The 16546-nt window shown below is 54.3% G+C and carries 17 protein-coding genes and 5 tRNA genes; 9 read left to right on the top strand and 13 right to left on the bottom strand.

Annotated elements, in window-relative coordinates:
* Nucleotides 1-2: 2 nt before the first annotated feature.
* From modB to C1N69_RS06510, 3 genes are all read right to left on the bottom strand, one after another.
* Nucleotides 3-692 (bottom strand): molybdate ABC transporter permease subunit, encoded by a 690-nt coding sequence (gene modB / locus C1N69_RS06520; RefSeq protein WP_025757225.1) that lies wholly within the window; start codon nucleotides 690-692, stop codon nucleotides 3-5.
* Nucleotides 692-1465, bottom strand: coding sequence for a molybdate ABC transporter substrate-binding protein (modA, locus tag C1N69_RS06515; RefSeq protein ID WP_155030865.1), 774 nt, complete (start codon nucleotides 1463-1465; stop codon nucleotides 692-694). The genes modB and modA overlap by 1 nt, the downstream gene beginning before the upstream one ends.
* Nucleotides 1466-1643: 178 nt before the next feature.
* Complete coding sequence (locus C1N69_RS06510) at nucleotides 1644-1793, bottom strand: AcrZ family multidrug efflux pump-associated protein (protein ID WP_013097516.1); 150 nt, start codon at nucleotides 1791-1793, stop codon at nucleotides 1644-1646.
* A gap of 127 nt (nucleotides 1794-1920) precedes the next feature.
* Here C1N69_RS06510 and modE point away from each other — a divergent pair, with 127 nt between their 5' ends.
* The 7 genes from modE to gpmA all read left to right on the top strand — a co-directional run bounded on the left by modE (nucleotide 1921) and on the right by gpmA (nucleotide 9667).
* The gene (modE, locus tag C1N69_RS06505) at nucleotides 1921-2709 is read left to right on the top strand and encodes a molybdenum-dependent transcriptional regulator (RefSeq protein ID WP_025757223.1); all 789 of its coding nucleotides are present in this window, start codon (nucleotides 1921-1923) and stop codon (nucleotides 2707-2709) included.
* 67 nt (nucleotides 2710-2776) lie between these two features.
* Nucleotides 2777-4249, top strand: a complete 1473-nt coding sequence (gene modF / locus C1N69_RS06500) for a molybdate ABC transporter ATP-binding protein ModF (RefSeq protein ID WP_045285429.1) — start codon at nucleotides 2777-2779, stop codon at nucleotides 4247-4249.
* A gap of 201 nt (nucleotides 4250-4450) precedes the next feature.
* Nucleotides 4451-5467 carry a UDP-glucose 4-epimerase GalE gene (galE, locus tag C1N69_RS06495; protein ID WP_020884951.1) on the top strand — a complete coding sequence of 339 codons (1017 nt, stop codon included), beginning with the start codon at nucleotides 4451-4453 and terminating at the stop codon, nucleotides 5465-5467.
* 9 nt (nucleotides 5468-5476) lie between these two features.
* Nucleotides 5477-6523, top strand: a complete 1047-nt coding sequence (gene galT / locus C1N69_RS06490; RefSeq protein WP_155030864.1) for a galactose-1-phosphate uridylyltransferase — start codon at nucleotides 5477-5479, stop codon at nucleotides 6521-6523.
* A 2-nt stretch (nucleotides 6524-6525) separates the two neighbouring features.
* A complete protein-coding gene (galK, locus tag C1N69_RS06485; RefSeq protein WP_155030863.1) occupies nucleotides 6526-7674 on the top strand; it encodes a galactokinase in 1149 nt (382 codons plus the stop codon).
* Nucleotides 7668-8708: a galactose-1-epimerase gene (gene galM / locus C1N69_RS06480; protein WP_155030862.1), complete on the top strand. Its 1041-nt coding sequence runs from the start codon at nucleotides 7668-7670 to the stop codon at nucleotides 8706-8708. Before galK ends, galM begins: the two co-directional genes overlap by 7 nt.
* A gap of 206 nt (nucleotides 8709-8914) precedes the next feature.
* Nucleotides 8915-9667: a 2,3-diphosphoglycerate-dependent phosphoglycerate mutase gene (gpmA, locus tag C1N69_RS06475; RefSeq protein WP_008501111.1), complete on the top strand. Its 753-nt coding sequence runs from the start codon at nucleotides 8915-8917 to the stop codon at nucleotides 9665-9667.
* A 60-nt stretch (nucleotides 9668-9727) separates the two neighbouring features.
* On the opposite strand, the gene aroG is transcribed toward gpmA, so the two are convergent.
* Complete coding sequence (aroG, locus tag C1N69_RS06470; RefSeq protein ID WP_025757217.1) at nucleotides 9728-10780, bottom strand: 3-deoxy-7-phosphoheptulonate synthase AroG; 1053 nt, start codon at nucleotides 10778-10780, stop codon at nucleotides 9728-9730.
* 304 nt (nucleotides 10781-11084) lie between these two features.
* Between aroG and C1N69_RS06465 the strand changes: the two genes are divergently transcribed.
* Nucleotides 11085-11465: a protein YbgS gene (locus C1N69_RS06465; protein WP_025757216.1), complete on the top strand. Its 381-nt coding sequence runs from the start codon at nucleotides 11085-11087 to the stop codon at nucleotides 11463-11465.
* 106 nt (nucleotides 11466-11571) lie between these two features.
* Complete coding sequence (gene zitB / locus C1N69_RS06460; RefSeq protein ID WP_059386064.1) at nucleotides 11572-12510, top strand: CDF family zinc transporter ZitB; 939 nt, start codon at nucleotides 11572-11574, stop codon at nucleotides 12508-12510.
* On the opposite strand, the gene pnuC is transcribed toward zitB, so the two are convergent.
* The 9 genes from pnuC to pal all read right to left on the bottom strand — a co-directional run bounded on the left by pnuC (nucleotide 12507) and on the right by pal (nucleotide 16545).
* Nucleotides 12507-13226, bottom strand: a complete 720-nt coding sequence (pnuC, locus tag C1N69_RS06455; protein ID WP_155030861.1) for a nicotinamide riboside transporter PnuC — start codon at nucleotides 13224-13226, stop codon at nucleotides 12507-12509. The two genes, zitB and pnuC, sit on opposite strands and share 4 nt — an antisense overlap.
* A gap of 22 nt (nucleotides 13227-13248) precedes the next feature.
* Complete coding sequence (gene nadA, locus C1N69_RS06450) at nucleotides 13249-14292, bottom strand: quinolinate synthase NadA (RefSeq protein ID WP_025757213.1); 1044 nt, start codon at nucleotides 14290-14292, stop codon at nucleotides 13249-13251.
* Between the two features lie 191 nt (nucleotides 14293-14483).
* Nucleotides 14484-14559, bottom strand: a tRNA-Lys gene (locus C1N69_RS06445).
* A 23-nt stretch (nucleotides 14560-14582) separates the two neighbouring features.
* Nucleotides 14583-14658, bottom strand: a tRNA-Lys gene (locus C1N69_RS06440).
* A gap of 45 nt (nucleotides 14659-14703) precedes the next feature.
* Nucleotides 14704-14779: transfer RNA gene (locus tag C1N69_RS06435), tRNA-Lys, on the bottom strand.
* A gap of 3 nt (nucleotides 14780-14782) precedes the next feature.
* Nucleotides 14783-14858, bottom strand: a tRNA-Val gene (locus C1N69_RS06430).
* 127 nt (nucleotides 14859-14985) lie between these two features.
* Nucleotides 14986-15061: transfer RNA gene (locus C1N69_RS06425), tRNA-Lys, on the bottom strand.
* Nucleotides 15062-15222: 161 nt separating this feature from the next.
* Nucleotides 15223-16014 carry a cell division protein CpoB gene (gene cpoB / locus C1N69_RS06420; protein WP_025757212.1) on the bottom strand — a complete coding sequence of 264 codons (792 nt, stop codon included), beginning with the start codon at nucleotides 16012-16014 and terminating at the stop codon, nucleotides 15223-15225.
* A gap of 9 nt (nucleotides 16015-16023) precedes the next feature.
* Nucleotides 16024-16545, bottom strand: a complete 522-nt coding sequence (gene pal / locus C1N69_RS06415) for a peptidoglycan-associated lipoprotein Pal (RefSeq protein ID WP_003858578.1) — start codon at nucleotides 16543-16545, stop codon at nucleotides 16024-16026.
* Nucleotide 16546: the final 1 nt, after the last annotated feature.

Genomic DNA, 16546 nt, shown 5'->3' with positions numbered 1-16546 from the left:
GTCTATTTCCCCATCCGCTCACGACTGACTCTCGCCAGCCATTCCGACACCAGCAGCGATACCAGGGCTAACACAATGGAGATGATGCACAGCCGCGCTGCGGCCCCCTCTCCCCCCGGCGTCTGGATCAGGGTATACATGGCCGAAGGAAGGGTTCGCGTCTCGCCGGGAATGTTCGACACAAAGGTGATCGTGGCGCCAAACTCGCCGAGCGACCGGGCGAAGGCCAGCACCGTGCCGACAATAATACCCGGCAGCGTGAGCGGAAGCGTGATGGTGAAAAAGACGCGCCAGCGCCCGGCGCCCAGCGTGCGGGCTGCCTGTTCGAGTTTCATGTCCACACCTTCCAGCGCAAGGCGGATTGCTCTCACCATCAGCGGGAATGACATCACCGCTGCCGCCAGGACCGCCCCGCGCCAGCTAAACGCAAACGTCAGCCCAAACCAGTCATAAAGTTTTTCGCCAATAAAACCGCGTCGCCCCATCGAAATCAGCAGCAGATAACCCACCACCACGGGCGGCAACACGAGCGGAAGATGCAGCACGCTGTCGAGCAGTGCTTTGCCGGGAAACTGACAGCGAACCAGTAACCAGGCAAAGAAGATCCCAAAGGGCAAACTCAGCGCAACCGCCAGGGAAGAAACTTTCAGGCTCAGCAGAACAGCCTGCCATTCAGGATCGGTCAATATCATCAGTGAGTCGTAAATCCATAACGTTTAAAGATTGCGGACGCGTGCGGCCCCTTCAGATAATCGCGGAAAGCCGTTACGGTCGCATTTTTATGTCCATCAACAATCGCAACAGGGTATTCCACTTTCTTGTGGGAGTCTTCAGGGAACGTTGCGACCACTTTCACCCCCTTGCTGGCCACGGCATCAGAGCCGTAGACAATGCCCAGCGGGGCTTCGTTGCGTTCCACCAGCGCCAGTGCGCCGCGAACATCTTCTGCCGGCGCCAGTTTCGGCGACAGCGTCTCCCACGCGCCCAGTTTTTGCAGCGCTTCTTTGGCGTAAATGCCGGCCGGAACATGATCCGGGTCACCCACCGCCAGACGTCCCCCGTTCAGAAGCCGGGTCCAGTCTGTTGCTTTGTTGATGGTGATGTCAGCCTGGGCACTGGCTTTCGGCGCCACGACAACCAGGCTATTACCCAACAGCGTTTCGCGGGTTGACGCATCAATCGCTTTTTTCTCCGCTGCGTAATCCATCCACTTCTGGTCCGCCGAAATGAACAGATCCGCCGGTGCGCCCGCTTCTATCTGGCGCGCCAGCGTAGAGGAAGAGGCAAACGAGGAGACCACCTCGACGTTGTTCTCTTTTTTATACGCCACCGCGATATCCTGCAGCGCATTGGTCAGCGACGCCGCCGCAAAGACCGTAATTTTGCCGTCGTCCGCCAGCGCGTGTCCGGTAAGCGAAAGCGTCAGCGCAGCCCCTGCGAAAAGGCGTACCCATGAACGTGCCATTTGTCACTCCTGTCAGTAGCGTTATATACGCATTAATATAACGGTAACGTCAGGGAGATCCCAGCGTTTATTCGTACCGCTCAAGGGGTAAACCGGTGTCATCTGTAAAAGAATATCGGTGAAAAGAAGAAAAACTTGAGAGCAAAACGCCCGGACTGGCCGGGCGTTTTGTGGGGAATCAATGCTGTTTTTTAGCGCGGTCTCTGTGACCAATGTTCGAAAAGACGTTGAACACTTCACCCAGGCCGTAGATGGCACCGAGGATGATGGCCATCACTACTGGTACCATGATCACGGCGAATACCAGACTTTTCAACAACTCTAACATGGTTTTCTCCAGATATTGTGAATGGCTTATTCTACCCTTTCAGGTGAGAAAAACATCCCCTTTTGTGCGGTACCCTTTGCGCCCTGCACCATTTGGGTCACAATACCCTTTTTGCCAGGATACTGTTATGCAGGCCGAAATTCTCCTTACTCTCAGACTTCAGCAAAAGCTTTTTGCCGATCCGCGACGTATCACCCTGCTTAAACAGATAGAACAAACGGGCTCAATTAGCCAGGGGGCGAAAAATGCCGGGATCAGCTATAAAAGCGCCTGGGATGCCATCAATGAGATGAACACCCTGAGCGAACATCCGCTAGTAGACAGGGCCACGGGCGGCAAAGGCGGAGGTGGCGCAATCGTGACACGTTACGGCCAGCGCCTTATTCAGCTTTACGATCTGCTGGCCCGGATCCAGCAAAAAGCGTTTGATGTGCTGAGTGACGACGATAACGTGCCGCTGGACAGTTTGCTGGCCGCTATTTCCCGCTTCTCATTACAAACCAGCGCCCGCAACCAGTGGTTTGGCACAGTGACGGCGCGCGATAATCTGCAGATACAGCAGCATATTGAGATCCTGCTTGCCGATGGTACCACCCGTCTGAAAGCCGCCATCACGGCGCAGAGCGCAGAACGTCTTGGACTCGATGAAGGAAAAGAGGTGCTGGTGCTGCTGAAAGCGCCGTGGGTCAACCTCACACGCAATCCCGATACGGCAAAGGCAGCAGATAACCAGCTTCAGGGCACCATCAGCCGTATCGAACGCGGCGAAGCGCAGTGCGAAGTACTGATGACCCTGGCAGACGGGCAAATGCTGTGCGCGACGGTACCGCTCAGCGAGGCGGACGATTTAGAAGAAGGTGCTGTCGTCACCGCCTGGTTCAACGCAGACCGGGTGATTATCGCCACTTTGTGCTAAGCACATTGACAATCGTACCGACAGTGCGTATCCCTGATAGCTATTGCTGCAAAAACAGGGATAAACCATGTCATCATTGCATATTTCGCAAGGCACGTTTCGTCTTGGCGATACCCGAACGCTGACGATTGCTGATTTGACAATACGCGCAGGTGAAAGCTGGGCGTTTGTCGGCACCAACGGCAGCGGTAAATCTGCGCTGGCCCGCGCGCTGGCCGGAGAGCTTCCCCTCCTTAAAGGTGAAAACCAGAGCGAGTTTACCCGCCTGACGCGCCTCTCATTTGAACAACTGCAAAAGCTGGTGAGCGACGAGTGGCAGCGCAACAACACCGATTTACTCAGCCCGGGCGAAGACGATACCGGCCGCACGACGGCGGAAATCATTCAGGATGAGGTGAAGGATCCTGCCCGCTGTCAGCGCCTGGCAGAACAGTTTGGCATTTCCGCCCTGCTGACCCGACGCTTCAAATACCTCTCCACCGGTGAGACGCGGAAAACGCTGCTTTGTCAGGCCCTGATGAGCGAGCCTGAGTTGCTGATCCTCGACGAACCATTCGACGGCCTTGACGTGCAGTCCCGTGCGCAGCTGGCAGCCCTGCTGGCGTCGCTGAATCAGCAGGGATATACCCTCGTGCTGGTGCTTAACCGCTTTGATGAGATCCCGGATTTTATCCAGCATGCAGGCGTACTGGCCGATTGTAATCTGGCCGAGACAGGGGAAAAATCGGCGCTGCTTAAGCAGGCGCTCATCGCCCAGCTCGCACACAGCGAACGGCTTGACGGAATGACCCTTCCGGAACCCGACGCCCCTTCGGCTCGCCACGCGCTTGATCCCCACCAGCCGCGCATCGTGCTGCGTGATGGCGTAGTCTCGTATGACGATCGCCCAATCCTTAATCACCTGAGCTGGACGGTTAATCCTGGGGAGCACTGGCAAATTGTCGGCCCCAACGGCGCGGGAAAATCGACGCTGCTGAGTCTGATCACCGGCGATCACCCGCAGGGTTATAGCAACGATCTGACGCTGTTTGGCCGGCGTCGCGGCAGCGGTGAAACTATCTGGGATATCAAAAAACATATTGGCTACGTCAGCAGCAGCCTGCATCTGGATTACCGGGTCAGCACCACGGTACGCAACGTGATCCTCTCTGGCTATTTTGACTCCATCGGCATTTATCAGGCGGTATCGGATAAACAGCAAAAGCTGGCTCAGCAGTGGCTGGACATTCTGGGCATGGATAACCGGGTCGCTGACGCGCCGTTTCATAGCCTGTCATGGGGACAGCAGCGCCTGGCGCTGATCGTGCGCGCACTGGTGAAACATCCTACGCTGCTCATTCTGGATGAACCCCTTCAGGGGCTGGATCCGCTCAATCGACAACTTATCCGTCGCTTTGTGGATGTGCTGATTAGCGAAGGTGAAACGCAGCTGCTGTTCGTTTCACACCATGCCGAGGATGCCCCCGCCTGCATCACGCATCGTCTTGAATTTGTTCCGGACGGGGAACAGTATCATTATCAGCTCAGCAAAATCGATTAACCTTCGGAGGGCCAGGCCCTCCGTTTTTCAGATAACCTGCACTAAGACATCTCTATCCCATTGATCTACAATGCCTCATGGCTGCTGAAAATCGGATTTTAAAAACAGTGTAAACGATTCCACTATTTTATCCCATGTCACACTTTTCGCGTCTCTGTTATGCTATGGTTATTACATACCATAAGCCCAATGGAGCGAATTATGCGAGTTCTGGTAACAGGTGGTAGCGGTTACATAGGTAGTCATACCTGCGTGCAGCTGCTGCAAAACGGTCATGATGTCATCATCCTCGATAACCTGTGCAACAGTAAGCGCAGCGTGCTGCCTGTGATTGAACGTCTTGGCGGGAAACAGCCAACATTCGTCGAAGGCGACATCCGCAATGAAGCGCTGATGACCGAGATCCTTCACGACCATGCTATTGAAACGGTGATCCACTTCGCCGGCCTGAAAGCCGTCGGGGAGTCGGTCGCAAAGCCGCTCGAGTATTACGACAATAACGTCAACGGTACGCTGCGTTTAATCTCTGCGATGCGCGCCGCAAACGTGAAGAACTTTATCTTCAGCTCTTCCGCGACCGTCTATGGCGATCAGCCTAAAATTCCTTACGTTGAAAGCTTCCCAACCGGTACACCACAAAGCCCGTATGGCAAGAGCAAACTGATGGTGGAGCAGATCCTGACCGATCTGCAAAAAGCACAGCCTGAGTGGAGCATCGCGTTGCTGCGCTACTTCAACCCGGTGGGCGCCCATCCGTCTGGCGATATGGGTGAAGATCCGCAGGGCATTCCGAATAACCTGATGCCGTATATCGCCCAGGTGGCGGTGGGTCGTCGTGAGTCACTGGCTATTTTCGGCAATGATTATCCGACTGAAGATGGCACCGGTGTGCGTGACTATATTCACGTGATGGATCTGGCTGACGGCCACGTGGCGGCGATGCAGCAGCTGGCCGACAAACCGGGCGTACATATTTACAACCTCGGCGCCGGTATTGGCAGCAGCGTGCTGGATGTGGTGAACGCCTTCAGCAAAGCCTGCGGCAAGCCGGTGAACTACCACTTCGCTCCGCGTCGCGAAGGCGATCTCCCGGCGTACTGGGCCGATGCCTCCAAAGCCGATAAAGAGCTTAACTGGCGTGTCACCCGCACGCTTGATGAAATGGCACAGGATACCTGGCACTGGCAGTCGCGCCATCCTCAGGGGTATCCGGACTAAGGATCCGTCATGACTTCGTTTAATCCCGTCGATCATCCGCATCGTCGTTTTAACCCGCTAAGCGGGCAATGGATTTTGGTTTCTCCGCATCGCGCCAAGCGCCCCTGGCAGGGGGCGCAAGAGACGCCTGCGAAACAAACGCTGCCACAGCACGACCCGGACTGCTTCCTGTGTCCGGGCAACACGCGCGTAACGGGAGATAAAAACCCGGACTATAAAGGCACCTTCGTTTTTACCAATGATTTTGCCGCCCTGATGACCGACACGCCGGACGCGCCTGCGAGCCACGATCCGCTGATGCGCTGTGAAAGCGCCCGCGGGACCAGCCGTGTGATCTGCTTCTCGCCCGATCACAGCAAAACGCTGCCGGAGCTGAGCATTGAGGCACTGCAAGAGGTGGTCAGTACCTGGCAGGCACAAACCGCGGAGCTGGGCCAGACTTACCCATGGGTACAGGTATTTGAAAATAAAGGCGCGGCCATGGGCTGCTCTAACCCGCACCCGCATGGTCAGATCTGGGCGAACAGTTTCCTGCCCAATGAAGCCGAGCGTGAGGACCGTCTGCAGAAAGACTATTACGCCGAAAATGGCTCGCCAATGCTGGTGGATTATACGCAGCGCGAACGGGCCGACGGCAGCCGGACCGTGGTGGAAACTGAACACTGGCTGGCCGTTGTGCCTTACTGGGCAGCCTGGCCGTTTGAAACGCTGCTGCTGCCGAAAGCACACGTTCAGCGCATCACCGATCTCAGCGACGCGCAGCGCGACGACCTTGCTCTGGCGCTGAAAAAACTGACCAGCCGTTACGACAACCTGTTCCAGTGCTCCTTCCCGTACTCAATGGGCTGGCACGGCGCACCGTTTAACGGGGAAGAGAATCAACACTGGCAGTTGCATGCCCATTTTTATCCGCCGCTGCTGCGCTCTGCGACGGTGCGTAAATTTATGGTGGGCTATGAAATGCTGGCGGAAACCCAGCGTGACCTGACGGCGGAACAGGCGGCAGAACGTCTGCGTGCCGTTAGCGACGTCCACTATCGCGAATCAGGAGTCTAAAAATGAGTCTGAAAGATAAAACACAATCCCTGTTTGCTGAAAAATTTGGCTACCCTGCCACCCACGTTATCCAGGCACCTGGCCGCGTTAACCTGATTGGTGAACACACCGACTACAACGACGGTTTTGTTCTGCCCTGCGCCATTGACTACCAGACGGTCATCAGCTGTGCAAAACGCGACGATCGTAAAGTCCGCGTGATTGCCGCAGATTACGGTAATGAGACGGACGAATTTTCCCTCGATGCTCCGATTGTGACGCACGACAGCCAGCAGTGGTCTAACTACGTGCGCGGCGTAGTGAAACATCTGCAAAAACGTAATAAGAATTTTGGTGGTGCGGATCTCGTCATCAGCGGCAACGTGCCGCAAGGTGCGGGCTTAAGCTCCTCTGCGTCTCTGGAAGTCGCCGTTGGCACCGTCTTCCAGCAGCTTTATCATCTGCCGCTGGATGGCGCGCAAATTGCGCTCAACGGTCAGGAAGCGGAAAACCAGTTCGTGGGCTGTAATTGCGGCATCATGGACCAGCTGATCTCTGCGCTGGGCAAAAAAGAACACGCGCTGCTGATCGACTGCCGGACGCTAGGCACCAAAGCCGTTCCTCTGCCAAAAGGCGCGGCAGTCGTGATTATCAACAGTAACTTTAAACGCACGCTGGTGGGCAGCGAATACAACACGCGCCGCGAACAATGTGAAACGGGCGCTCGCTTCTTCCAGCAATCTGCCCTGCGCGACGTTACGCTTAATGAATTCAATAAAGTGGCACACGAGCTGGATCCTATTGTCGCCAAACGCGTTCGTCACGTACTGACAGAAAACGCCCGTACCGTTGAAGCGGCGTCCGCGCTGGCGAAAGGCGATTTGAAACGTATGGGTGAGCTGATGGCGGAATCGCATGCCTCCATGCGTGATGATTTTGAAATCACCGTGCCGCAGATTGATACGCTGGTTGAGATCGTGAAAGCAGCAATTGGCGATAAAGGCGGCGTGCGTATGACCGGCGGTGGCTTCGGGGGCTGTATTGTTGCCCTGGTGCCGGAAGAACTTGTTCCTGCCGTGCAGCAGACAGTGGAGAAACAGTACGAAGCAAAAACAGGTATTAAAGAAACTTTCTACGTGTGTAAAGCATCACAAGGAGCCGGACAGTGCTAAACGAAACACCCACCCTCGCACCGGATGGTCTGCCGTATCGCCTGTTAACCCTGCGCAACAGCGCAGGGATGGTGGTTACGCTGATGGACTGGGGAGCCACGCTGCTCTCTGCCCGCGTCCCCATGCCGGATGGCAGCGTACGCGAAACCCTTCTCGGCTGCGCCTCGCCTGAGCAGTATATTAATCAGTCCGCCTATCTGGGCGCGTCAGTCGGACGCTATGCTAACCGCATCGCGAAAAGCCGTTTTGAACTCGACGGCGTGCAGTACACCCTGCGTCCAAGCCAGGGTGAAAACCAGCTCCACGGCGGGCCAGAAGGCTTTGATAAACGCCGCTGGAAAATTGTCCGGCAAAACGATGGCGAAGTTCTGTTCTCGCTGGATTCCCATGATGGCGATCAGGGCTTCCCGGGTAATCTTACCGCTTTCGCGCGCTTTACGTTGACCGAAGACAACCGTATCGCCATTGAATACCGTGCAACGGTCGACAAGCCGTGTCCGGTCAACCTGACCAACCACGCGTACTTTAATCTGGACGGTAACCAGTGCGACGTACGTAACCACAAGCTGCAACTCCTTGCCGATGATTATTTGCCGGTTGACGAGATGGGCATTCCGTATCAGGGCCTGAAATCCGTGAACGGCACCAGCTTTGATTTCCGCTGCGCGAAAACGATCGCCCAGGATTTCCTGAGCGATGACGATCAGCGCAAGGTGAAAGGTTACGACCATGCGTTCATGCTGCTGGCAAAAGGCGATGTGAAGCAGCCTGCCGCGCAGGTCTGGTCCAGCGATGAGAAGCTGCAGATGACAGTTTACACCACCGCGCCTGCTCTGCAATTCTACTCTGGTAACTTCCTTGGCGGCACGACGGCGCGCGAACACGTTGAGTACAGTGACTGGCAAGGACTGGCGCTGGAGAGCGAGTTCCTGCCGGACAGCCCGAATCATCCGGAATGGCCGCAGCCAGACTGTGTGCTACGCCCGGGTGAAGAGTACGTGAGCGTGACGGAATACCATTTTATTCCGCATTGATTTTCAGCCCTCCCATCAGAGGGCTTTTTTCTGCACGCTTTGCTGAAAATAGCGCCGATCGCAGACAAAATCATAACCCTGGATTCACAAGCATCTTACACTCAGAGACTATTTTCGCTATGGTTAGGGTTAAGCGTTGCTGCTGGCACGGCCACGGCAATATAATGAGAATTGTTATCATTCTAAAAATGCTTGAGGAGTAAGAGATGGCTATTACTAAGCTGGTCCTGGTACGTCACGGCGAAAGCCAGTGGAACAACGAAAACCGCTTTACCGGTTGGTACGACGTTGATCTGTCTGAAAAAGGCGTAAGCGAAGCAAAAGCAGCGGGTAAACTGCTGAAGGAAGAAGGCTTCAGCTTTGATTTTGCTTACACCTCTGTGCTGAAACGTGCCATCCACACCCTGTGGAACGTGCTGGACGAACTGGATCAGGCCTGGCTGCCGGTTGAGAAATCCTGGAAACTGAACGAGCGTCATTACGGTGCGCTGCAGGGTCTGAACAAAGCCGAAACCGCTGAGAAATACGGTGATGAGCAGGTTAAACAGTGGCGTCGCGGCTTCGCGGTTACCCCACCAGAGCTGACCAAAGATGACGAGCGTTACCCGGGCCACGACCCACGCTACGCAAAACTGACTGACGCTGAGCTGCCAACCACCGAGAGCCTGGCCCTGACCATCGACCGCGTTGTGCCTTACTGGAACGAAACCATTCTGCCACGCCTGAAAAGCGGTGAGCGCGTGATCATCGCCGCTCACGGTAACTCCCTGCGTGCGCTGGTGAAATACCTGGACAACATGGGCGAAGATGAAATTCTCGAACTGAACATCCCAACCGGCGTACCGCTGGTGTATGAGTTCGACGAGAACTTCAAACCAATCAAACACTACTATCTGGGTAACGCAGATGAGATCGCGGCGAAAGCAGCGGCTGTTGCGAACCAGGGTAAAGCGAAGTAATTTTCGCCAGCCATAAAAAAAGCGCGGAACCTTCCGCGCTTTTTTATTTCCCCAACCGGATTAACCGCGACGCGCTTTTACCGCATTCGCCAGCTGACGGAGGATCGTGTCGGTGTCGTCCCAGCCGATGCAGGCATCGGTGACGCTTTTACCATAAACCAGCGGCTCGCTGCCTTCCAGGTTCTGGTTACCTTCAACCAGATGACTTTCGATCATCACCCCAATCACCGCTTTCTCGCCACCGGCAATCTGCTGACAGACATCTGCGCCCACTTCCATCTGTTTTTTAAACTGCTTGCTGGAGTTCGCGTGGCTGAAGTCAATCATCACCTGCGGTGGCAGCCCTGCTTTCTCCAGCCCAACTTTGACTTCTGCCACATGTTTTGCGCTGTAGTTCGGCTCTTTACCGCCGCGCAGAATGATATGGCAGTCACCGTTACCGCTGGTGTTAACGATGGCAGAGTGTCCCCATTTGGTCACGGACAGGAAGCAGTGCGGCGCACCTGCGGCATTGATGGCATCAATCGCGACCTTGATTGTGCCGTCGGTACCGTTTTTAAAACCTACCGGGCAAGAGAGGCCGGACGCCAGCTCACGGTGAACCTGAGACTCCGTGGTGCGCGCACCAATCGCCCCCCAGCTCATGAGGTCAGCCAGATACTGTGGCGTAATCATATCCAGGAACTCACCGGCTGCAGGCAGGCCACTGTCGTTGATTTCGAGCAGCAGCTTACGGGCAATACGCAGGCCGTCGTTGATCTGGAAGCTATTGTCCATATGTGGATCGTTAATCAGCCCTTTCCAGCCCACCGTGGTACGCGGTTTTTCAAAGTAAACGCGCATCACGATCTCCAGCTCGCCTTTCAGCTCTTCACGCAGGGTGAGCAGACGGGCAGCGTACTCTTTCGCGGCTGCAGGGTCGTGAATGGAGCATGGACCAATCACCACCAGAAGACGATCGTCATTACCTTTCAGGATCTTGTGGATCGCTTTACGAGCATGAGAAACCGTGTTTGCGGCATTTTCAGTGGCGGGGAATTTCTCAAGGAGTGCTACAGGAGGTAATAACTCATTGATCTCTTTAATGCGTAAATCGTCGTTCTGATAATTCATTTTCTTTCCAGCTCTGCCATATCTTTAGTAATGAAAGCAATCCTTTCAATCTATCTTGTCGACCAGGAAGTGTAAACACGGTTTTACACTTCGCGCAGATAATTCCTGGAATTCGCCTAAAAATCGCCACAAAATAGCGAAAAACGAGATCTAACCTAAGCTTTTTAACTGTAACAACCATTTTTAAATGCTTAAACGCGATTCCGTACTGACGTAAGTCGGTAAGGCGGGATCTTTCGCCTTAGAAAAAGATGCACTGTTGGAGAATGTTATCCAGCGTAACGACAAGAACAGGAGCACCATGATGAAAATGACGAAACTGGCAACCCTCTTCCTGACTGCCACACTCACTCTGGCAAGCGGCAGCGTCCTTGCCGCTGAAACGGGCACCTCAGACAACAACGGTGATGCCAATGCGGCAGCATCAGCAGGCCAGGTTGCCCCTGATGCAAAACAGAATATCGCCCCGAATAATGTCGATAACAACCAGATTAATACCGGCAACACCAACACCGGAGGCACCATGTTGCACCCGAACGGTAGTGGTTCCGGTACCATGAATCATGACAACATGAGTTCGGACGAAGTCCATAAGAACTCGATGTGTAAAGACGGCAAATGCCCGGATCCCAACGACAAAGTGGGTAATGACGCCAATACCAAAACCGATGGCACGACCCAGTAATCTGTTGTGATCGGGAAGAAACAGGAGAGCTCAGGCTCTCCTTTCTTTTTGGAGTAACCCATTAAAAACGCTACACTAAAAACAATAACACACCAGGAAAGCACACATGGCGCACACCCATTCGCACTCACACACTCCCGGCAACGACAACGCTAAACGACTGATGCTGGCCTTTGGCGTCACGGCAACCTTTATGGTGATCGAGGTCATTGGCGGGCTGGTTTCCGGCTCTCTGGCGCTTCTGGCTGATGCCGGACATATGCTGACCGACGCAGCCGCGCTGCTCTTCGCCCTGCTGGCCGTGCAGTTTGCTCGTCGTCCTCCGAACGCGCGCCATACCTTCGGTTGGCTGAGGCTGACAACCCTTGCCGCGTTTGTTAACGCCATTGCGCTGGTGGTCATTACCGTGCTTATCGTCTGGGAAGCGGTACAGCGCTTCAGACACCCTCAGCCGATCGCCGGGACAACAATGATGGTGATTGCCGTGGCCGGACTGCTGGCGAATATCCTGGCTTTCTGGATTTTGCACCGTGGGAGTGGGGAGAAGAACCTCAATGTGCGCGCGGCAGCCCTGCATGTGCTGGGGGATTTGCTCGGCTCAGTCGGGGCGATTGTGGCCGCACTGGTGATCCTCTATACCGGCTGGACGCCCGTCGATCCGATTCTGTCCGTACTGGTGTCGTGTCTGGTCTTGCGCAGCGCCTGGCGTCTGCTGAAGGAGAGCGTTAATGAACTGCTTGAAGGGGCACCGGCATCCATGGATATCGACGAGCTGAAGCGCAACCTGCGCCGCTCTGTTCCGGAAGTACGCAACGTTCATCATGTGCACGTCTGGCTGGTAGGGGAAAAACCGGTCATGACGATGCACGTCCAGGTGATCCCGCCTCACGACCATGATGCGCTCCTTGACCGCATCCAGCATTTTCTTGAACATCACTACGATATTGGCCACGCCACCGTCCAGATGGAGTATCAGCCCTGTAACGGGCCAGACTGCCACCTTAACGAGGCGCAGTCCGGCCATTCACATCATCATCACTCTTAACGGGAAAGCGCGTGAGAGCCTCGCTCACGCGCGCTGTTAATCCACATACGACTACCATTCAGCGCGATGAAGGTCAGCAGCAGATATTCCAGCGACATGGCATACACACCCTGCAGAGCAAAAATCACCACGCTGATGACGTTAATGATGACCCACAGCAGCCAGTTCTCAACGTATTTACGGGTCATGAGGATCATCGCCGCAATCGACAGCACCATCATGCAGGAATCCCAGAACGGGAAGGCGTCCGGCTGCAGTTCCGGCATCGTCACATGCAAACCGATACCGGACATGACCGCCACGGCAATTTGGGTCAGGAATGCAAATACCGGATTGATATAGAACGTCATTAAACCAATGGCAACCACGCACGCGACAAACCAGGCGATGGCTTTCGGTAAGGGCAGCCAGCGGATCTGCAACTCCGCCTCCTGCTGACTGTTCTGCCGCGACCACGCGTACCACCCGTAGATATTTGCCGCAAAGAAGAACAGCTGCAAAAGCAGGCTGGCGTACAGCTGGATCTGGAAGAAGATAATCGCAAACAGCGTAACGTTAATGAGCCCAAACGCGTAATTACTGATCTTCTCCAGGCTTGCCAGCCAGATACACAATAATCCTGCCAGCGTACCAACCGCCTCAATCCATGACAGGTCATAGCCACCTGCACCAATCGGTATATGAACCAGAATGTTCTGTGTGCTAAAAAAATCCATCTTTTCCCCAGAGCGTTTTGAATTAAGTACGAAGTGTAGCCGCAAAATCCAGCATGCGGTTAAGTGGAACTAACGCGCCTTCACGCAGGGCAGCATCCACATGGATTTCATGCGCCGCACCGCCGGTTTCTAACCCTTCGGCAATGGCTTTCAGACCGTTCATCGCCATCCACGGACAGTGCGCACAGCTGCGGCACGTTGCCCCCTCACCTGCCGTGGGTGCTTCAAGAAGCTCTTTTTCCGGCACGGCCTGCTGCATCTTATAAAAGATACCGCGATCGGTCGCCACAATAAGCTGCTTGTGAGGCAACGTCCTGGCCGCGTTGATAAGCTGGCTGGTGGAGCCCACGGCGTCCGCCATGTCGACAATTGACTGTGGTGATTCAGGGTGAACCAGAATGGCCGCGTCAGGATAAAGCGCCTTCATGCGCGCCAGCGCCTGGGTCTTGAACTCGTCGTGCACAATGCATGCGCCCTGCCAGCAGAGGACGTCTGCCCCCGTCTGCTTCTGGACATAATTACCGAGATGGCGGTCAGGTGCCCAGATAATTTTCTCACCCAGGCTATCCAGGTGTTCGATCAGTTCAACGGCGATACTCGATGTGACCACCCAGTCAGCGCGCGCTTTTACCGCCGCGGAAGTGTTGGCGTACACCACAACCGTACGGTCAGGGTGGGCGTCACAGAAAGCGCTAAATTCATCAATCGGGCAGCCGAGGTCCAGTGAACACTCCGCATTAAGCGTAGGCATCAGAATGGTTTTTTCAGGGCTGAGGATCTTTGCCGTTTCGCCCATAAAACGCACCCCTGCGACCAGCAGCGTGGAGGCTGGATGCCGTGCACCGAAGCGCGCCATCTCCAGTGAGTCAGAAATACAGCCTCCTGTCTCTTCCGCCAGTTGCTGGATTTCCGGATCGGTATAGTAATGCGCCACCATCACCGCATCTCGCTCTTTGAGAAGACGCTTGATTTTCTCTCGGTAGAACTGCTTTTCATCCACGCTTAGCGGGACAGGCTTTGGCGGAAACGGATAGATTGCGGCTTCAGGATCAAACATCACGCTCATTATGGCTTCTCGTTTTACTGGCTTAACAATATTGCCTTTCTTTTGCCTGACATAGCAAAACGCATGGCAATTGTGTTTTGTATACTAAACAAGATAGCGAATCTGGAGTGAAAAGTCACCGGGAATAGATATGCGGAGCATTTGTTGCATCGCAGATAGCAAAAAAGCGCCTTTAGGGCGCTTTTTAACATTGGTGGGTCGTGCAGGATTCGAACCTGCGACCAATTGATTAAAAGTCAACTGCTCTACCAACTGAGCTAACGACCCCTTGCGGGATTTTTTCTTCGAAGTGGTGGGTCGTGCAGGATTCGAACCTGCGACCAATTGATTAAAAGTCAACTGCTCTACCAACTGAGCTAACGACCCATTCGGGTGCTGACTTCGAAGATTTTACTCGGTTCCACTTTGAAGTGGTGGGTCGTGCAGGATTCGAACCTGCGACCAATTGATTAAAAGTCAACTGCTCTACCAACTGAGCTAACGACCCGAGTGGTGGGTGATGACGGGCTCGAACCGCCGACCCCCTCCGTGTAAAGGAGATGCTCTACCAACTGAGCTAATCACCCACTCTGTACTGCTGATAATGCGTTAAGTGGTGGGTCGTGCAGGATGACTCGGCTTCGCCTCGCCCTACGGGCCGTTGCTGACGCAACGTTATCCTTCACGTTTTACTACTACTTCCACCTGACTTAGTGGTGGGTCGTGCAGGATTCGAACCTGCGACCAATTGATTAAAAGTCAACTGCTCTACCAACTGAGCTAACGACCCACTTTTACGCTGTTTTCACGTTGTTTGATATCCCGTGGCAACGGCGGCATATATTACTGATTTAAGAATTCAGCGCAACAAAAATTTCGATGAAGATCACTTAACTGCTTAGTAATCATGCGGCACGACCAGAAATAACGCGATTTCTGGTCATGCGGTAATCATCCCATCGAATTCAGACGTTTTTGCGCCTGCTTAGCACCTTCGGTGCCCGGGAATTTTGCAACCACCTGCTGATAAACCGCTTTGGCCTTCGCAGTGTCGCCTTTGTCCTGCATGATAACGCCCACTTTGTACATCGCATCAGGCGCTTTTGGCGATTTCGGATAGTTTTTCACCACTGAGGCAAAATAAAACGCCGCATCGTCCTTTTTACCCTTGTTGTAATTCAACTGACCAAGCCAGTAATTCGCATTCGGCTGATAAGTGGAATCAGGGTATTTCTTAACGAAGTTCTGAAACGCAACAAGCGCGTCATCCTGACGAGATTGATCCTGCACCAGGGCAATGGCCGCGTTGTAATCGGTATTCGCATCACCGCTCTGTACAGGCGCGCCTGTTGAAGCAGATGCATCCGCTGCTGGCGCAGAGGTTGCCGCCCCGCTCTGATCGCCCGCGGCTGGCTGTGCTTGCGCTGCACCACCGCTGCTCAGGCTATCTATTTGCAACAAGATTTGCTTCTGACGTTCCACAACCTGATTAAGCTGATACTGGCTTTCCTGAATCTGTCCGCGGAGAGAGTCAATATCGTTTTGGTTATCGGAAAGTTGTTGCTGGAGTTGGGTTAAAAGCTGGCTGTGAGCGTTTGAAATACGCTCGAGTTGAGTGACCCGGTCTTCTACCGAGCCTGAGCCGACACTACTGATTGGTGCCTGAGCAAAAGCGGCCCAGGGGGCCGCTATTCCAACCAGTAACGACAGACTCAACAGTTGATGTCTGAAGTTACTGCTCATGCAATTCTCTTAGTAAACCAGTACGGCACGACGGTTTTTGGAGTAAGCCGCTTCGTCGTGACCCAGTACTGCAGGTTTTTCTTTACCGTAAGAAACGATGGAGATCTGGTCAGCAGAAACGCCTTTACCCTGCAGGTACATTTTAACAGCGTTAGCACGACGTTCACCCAGGGAGATGTTGTACTCTGGAGTACCACGTTCGTCCGCGTGACCTTCTACGGTGACTTTGTAAGATGGGTTGCTACGCAGGAAGTTAGCGTGAGCATCCAGCATCGCAGCGAAGTCAGAACGGATGTCGTATTTATCCAGATCGAAGTAAACGATGTTGTTCTGCTGCAGCTGCTGCATCTGAAGACGCGCTTGCTCTTCAGAAGACATGTTGCCATTGCCGTTCGCGTCCATACCGGTGCCGGCACCCATCATGCCTTCGCCGCTCTGGTCATTGCTGGCGTTCTTGTTAGAAGAACACGCTGCGATTGCCATTACAGGCAGAGCGATCATCAGCCCCTTCAGCACTTTGTTCAGTTGCATT

The sequence above is a fragment of the Enterobacter sichuanensis genome, assembly GCF_009036245.1.
GTDB lineage: Bacteria > Pseudomonadota > Gammaproteobacteria > Enterobacterales > Enterobacteriaceae > Enterobacter > Enterobacter sichuanensis.
The sequence above is the reverse complement of the archived record's forward strand: the minus strand, read 5'-3'. Positions and strand labels throughout refer to the sequence as shown.

Bases quoted from the DNA above. Each gene is read 5' to 3' on its own strand.
- pal (WP_003858578.1), bottom strand. From the start codon at position 16,545: ATGCAACTGAACAAAGTGCTGAAGGGGCTGATGATCGCTCTGCCTGTA.
- pnuC (WP_155030861.1), bottom strand. From the start codon at position 13,226: ATGGATTTTTTTAGCACACAGAACATTCTGGTTCATATACCGATTGGT.
- modE (WP_025757223.1), top strand. From the start codon at position 1,921: ATGCAGGCCGAAATTCTCCTTACTCTCAGACTTCAGCAAAAGCTTTTT.
- gpmA (WP_008501111.1), top strand. From the start codon at position 8,915: ATGGCTATTACTAAGCTGGTCCTGGTACGTCACGGCGAAAGCCAGTGG.
- zitB (WP_059386064.1), top strand. From the start codon at position 11,572: ATGGCGCACACCCATTCGCACTCACACACTCCCGGCAACGACAACGCT.
- modB (WP_025757225.1), bottom strand. From the start codon at position 692: ATGATATTGACCGATCCTGAATGGCAGGCTGTTCTGCTGAGCCTGAAA.
- C1N69_RS06510 (WP_013097516.1), bottom strand. From the start codon at position 1,793: ATGTTAGAGTTGTTGAAAAGTCTGGTATTCGCCGTGATCATGGTACCA.
- galT (WP_155030864.1), top strand. From the start codon at position 5,477: ATGACTTCGTTTAATCCCGTCGATCATCCGCATCGTCGTTTTAACCCG.
- modA (WP_155030865.1), bottom strand. From the start codon at position 1,465: ATGGCACGTTCATGGGTACGCCTTTTCGCAGGGGCTGCGCTGACGCTT.
- galK (WP_155030863.1), top strand. From the start codon at position 6,526: ATGAGTCTGAAAGATAAAACACAATCCCTGTTTGCTGAAAAATTTGGC.
- aroG (WP_025757217.1), bottom strand. From the start codon at position 10,780: ATGAATTATCAGAACGACGATTTACGCATTAAAGAGATCAATGAGTTA.
- cpoB (WP_025757212.1), bottom strand. From the start codon at position 16,014: ATGAGCAGTAACTTCAGACATCAACTGTTGAGTCTGTCGTTACTGGTT.
- modF (WP_045285429.1), top strand. From the start codon at position 2,777: ATGTCATCATTGCATATTTCGCAAGGCACGTTTCGTCTTGGCGATACC.
- nadA (WP_025757213.1), bottom strand. From the start codon at position 14,292: ATGAGCGTGATGTTTGATCCTGAAGCCGCAATCTATCCGTTTCCGCCA.
- galE (WP_020884951.1), top strand. From the start codon at position 4,451: ATGCGAGTTCTGGTAACAGGTGGTAGCGGTTACATAGGTAGTCATACC.
- C1N69_RS06465 (WP_025757216.1), top strand. From the start codon at position 11,085: ATGAAAATGACGAAACTGGCAACCCTCTTCCTGACTGCCACACTCACT.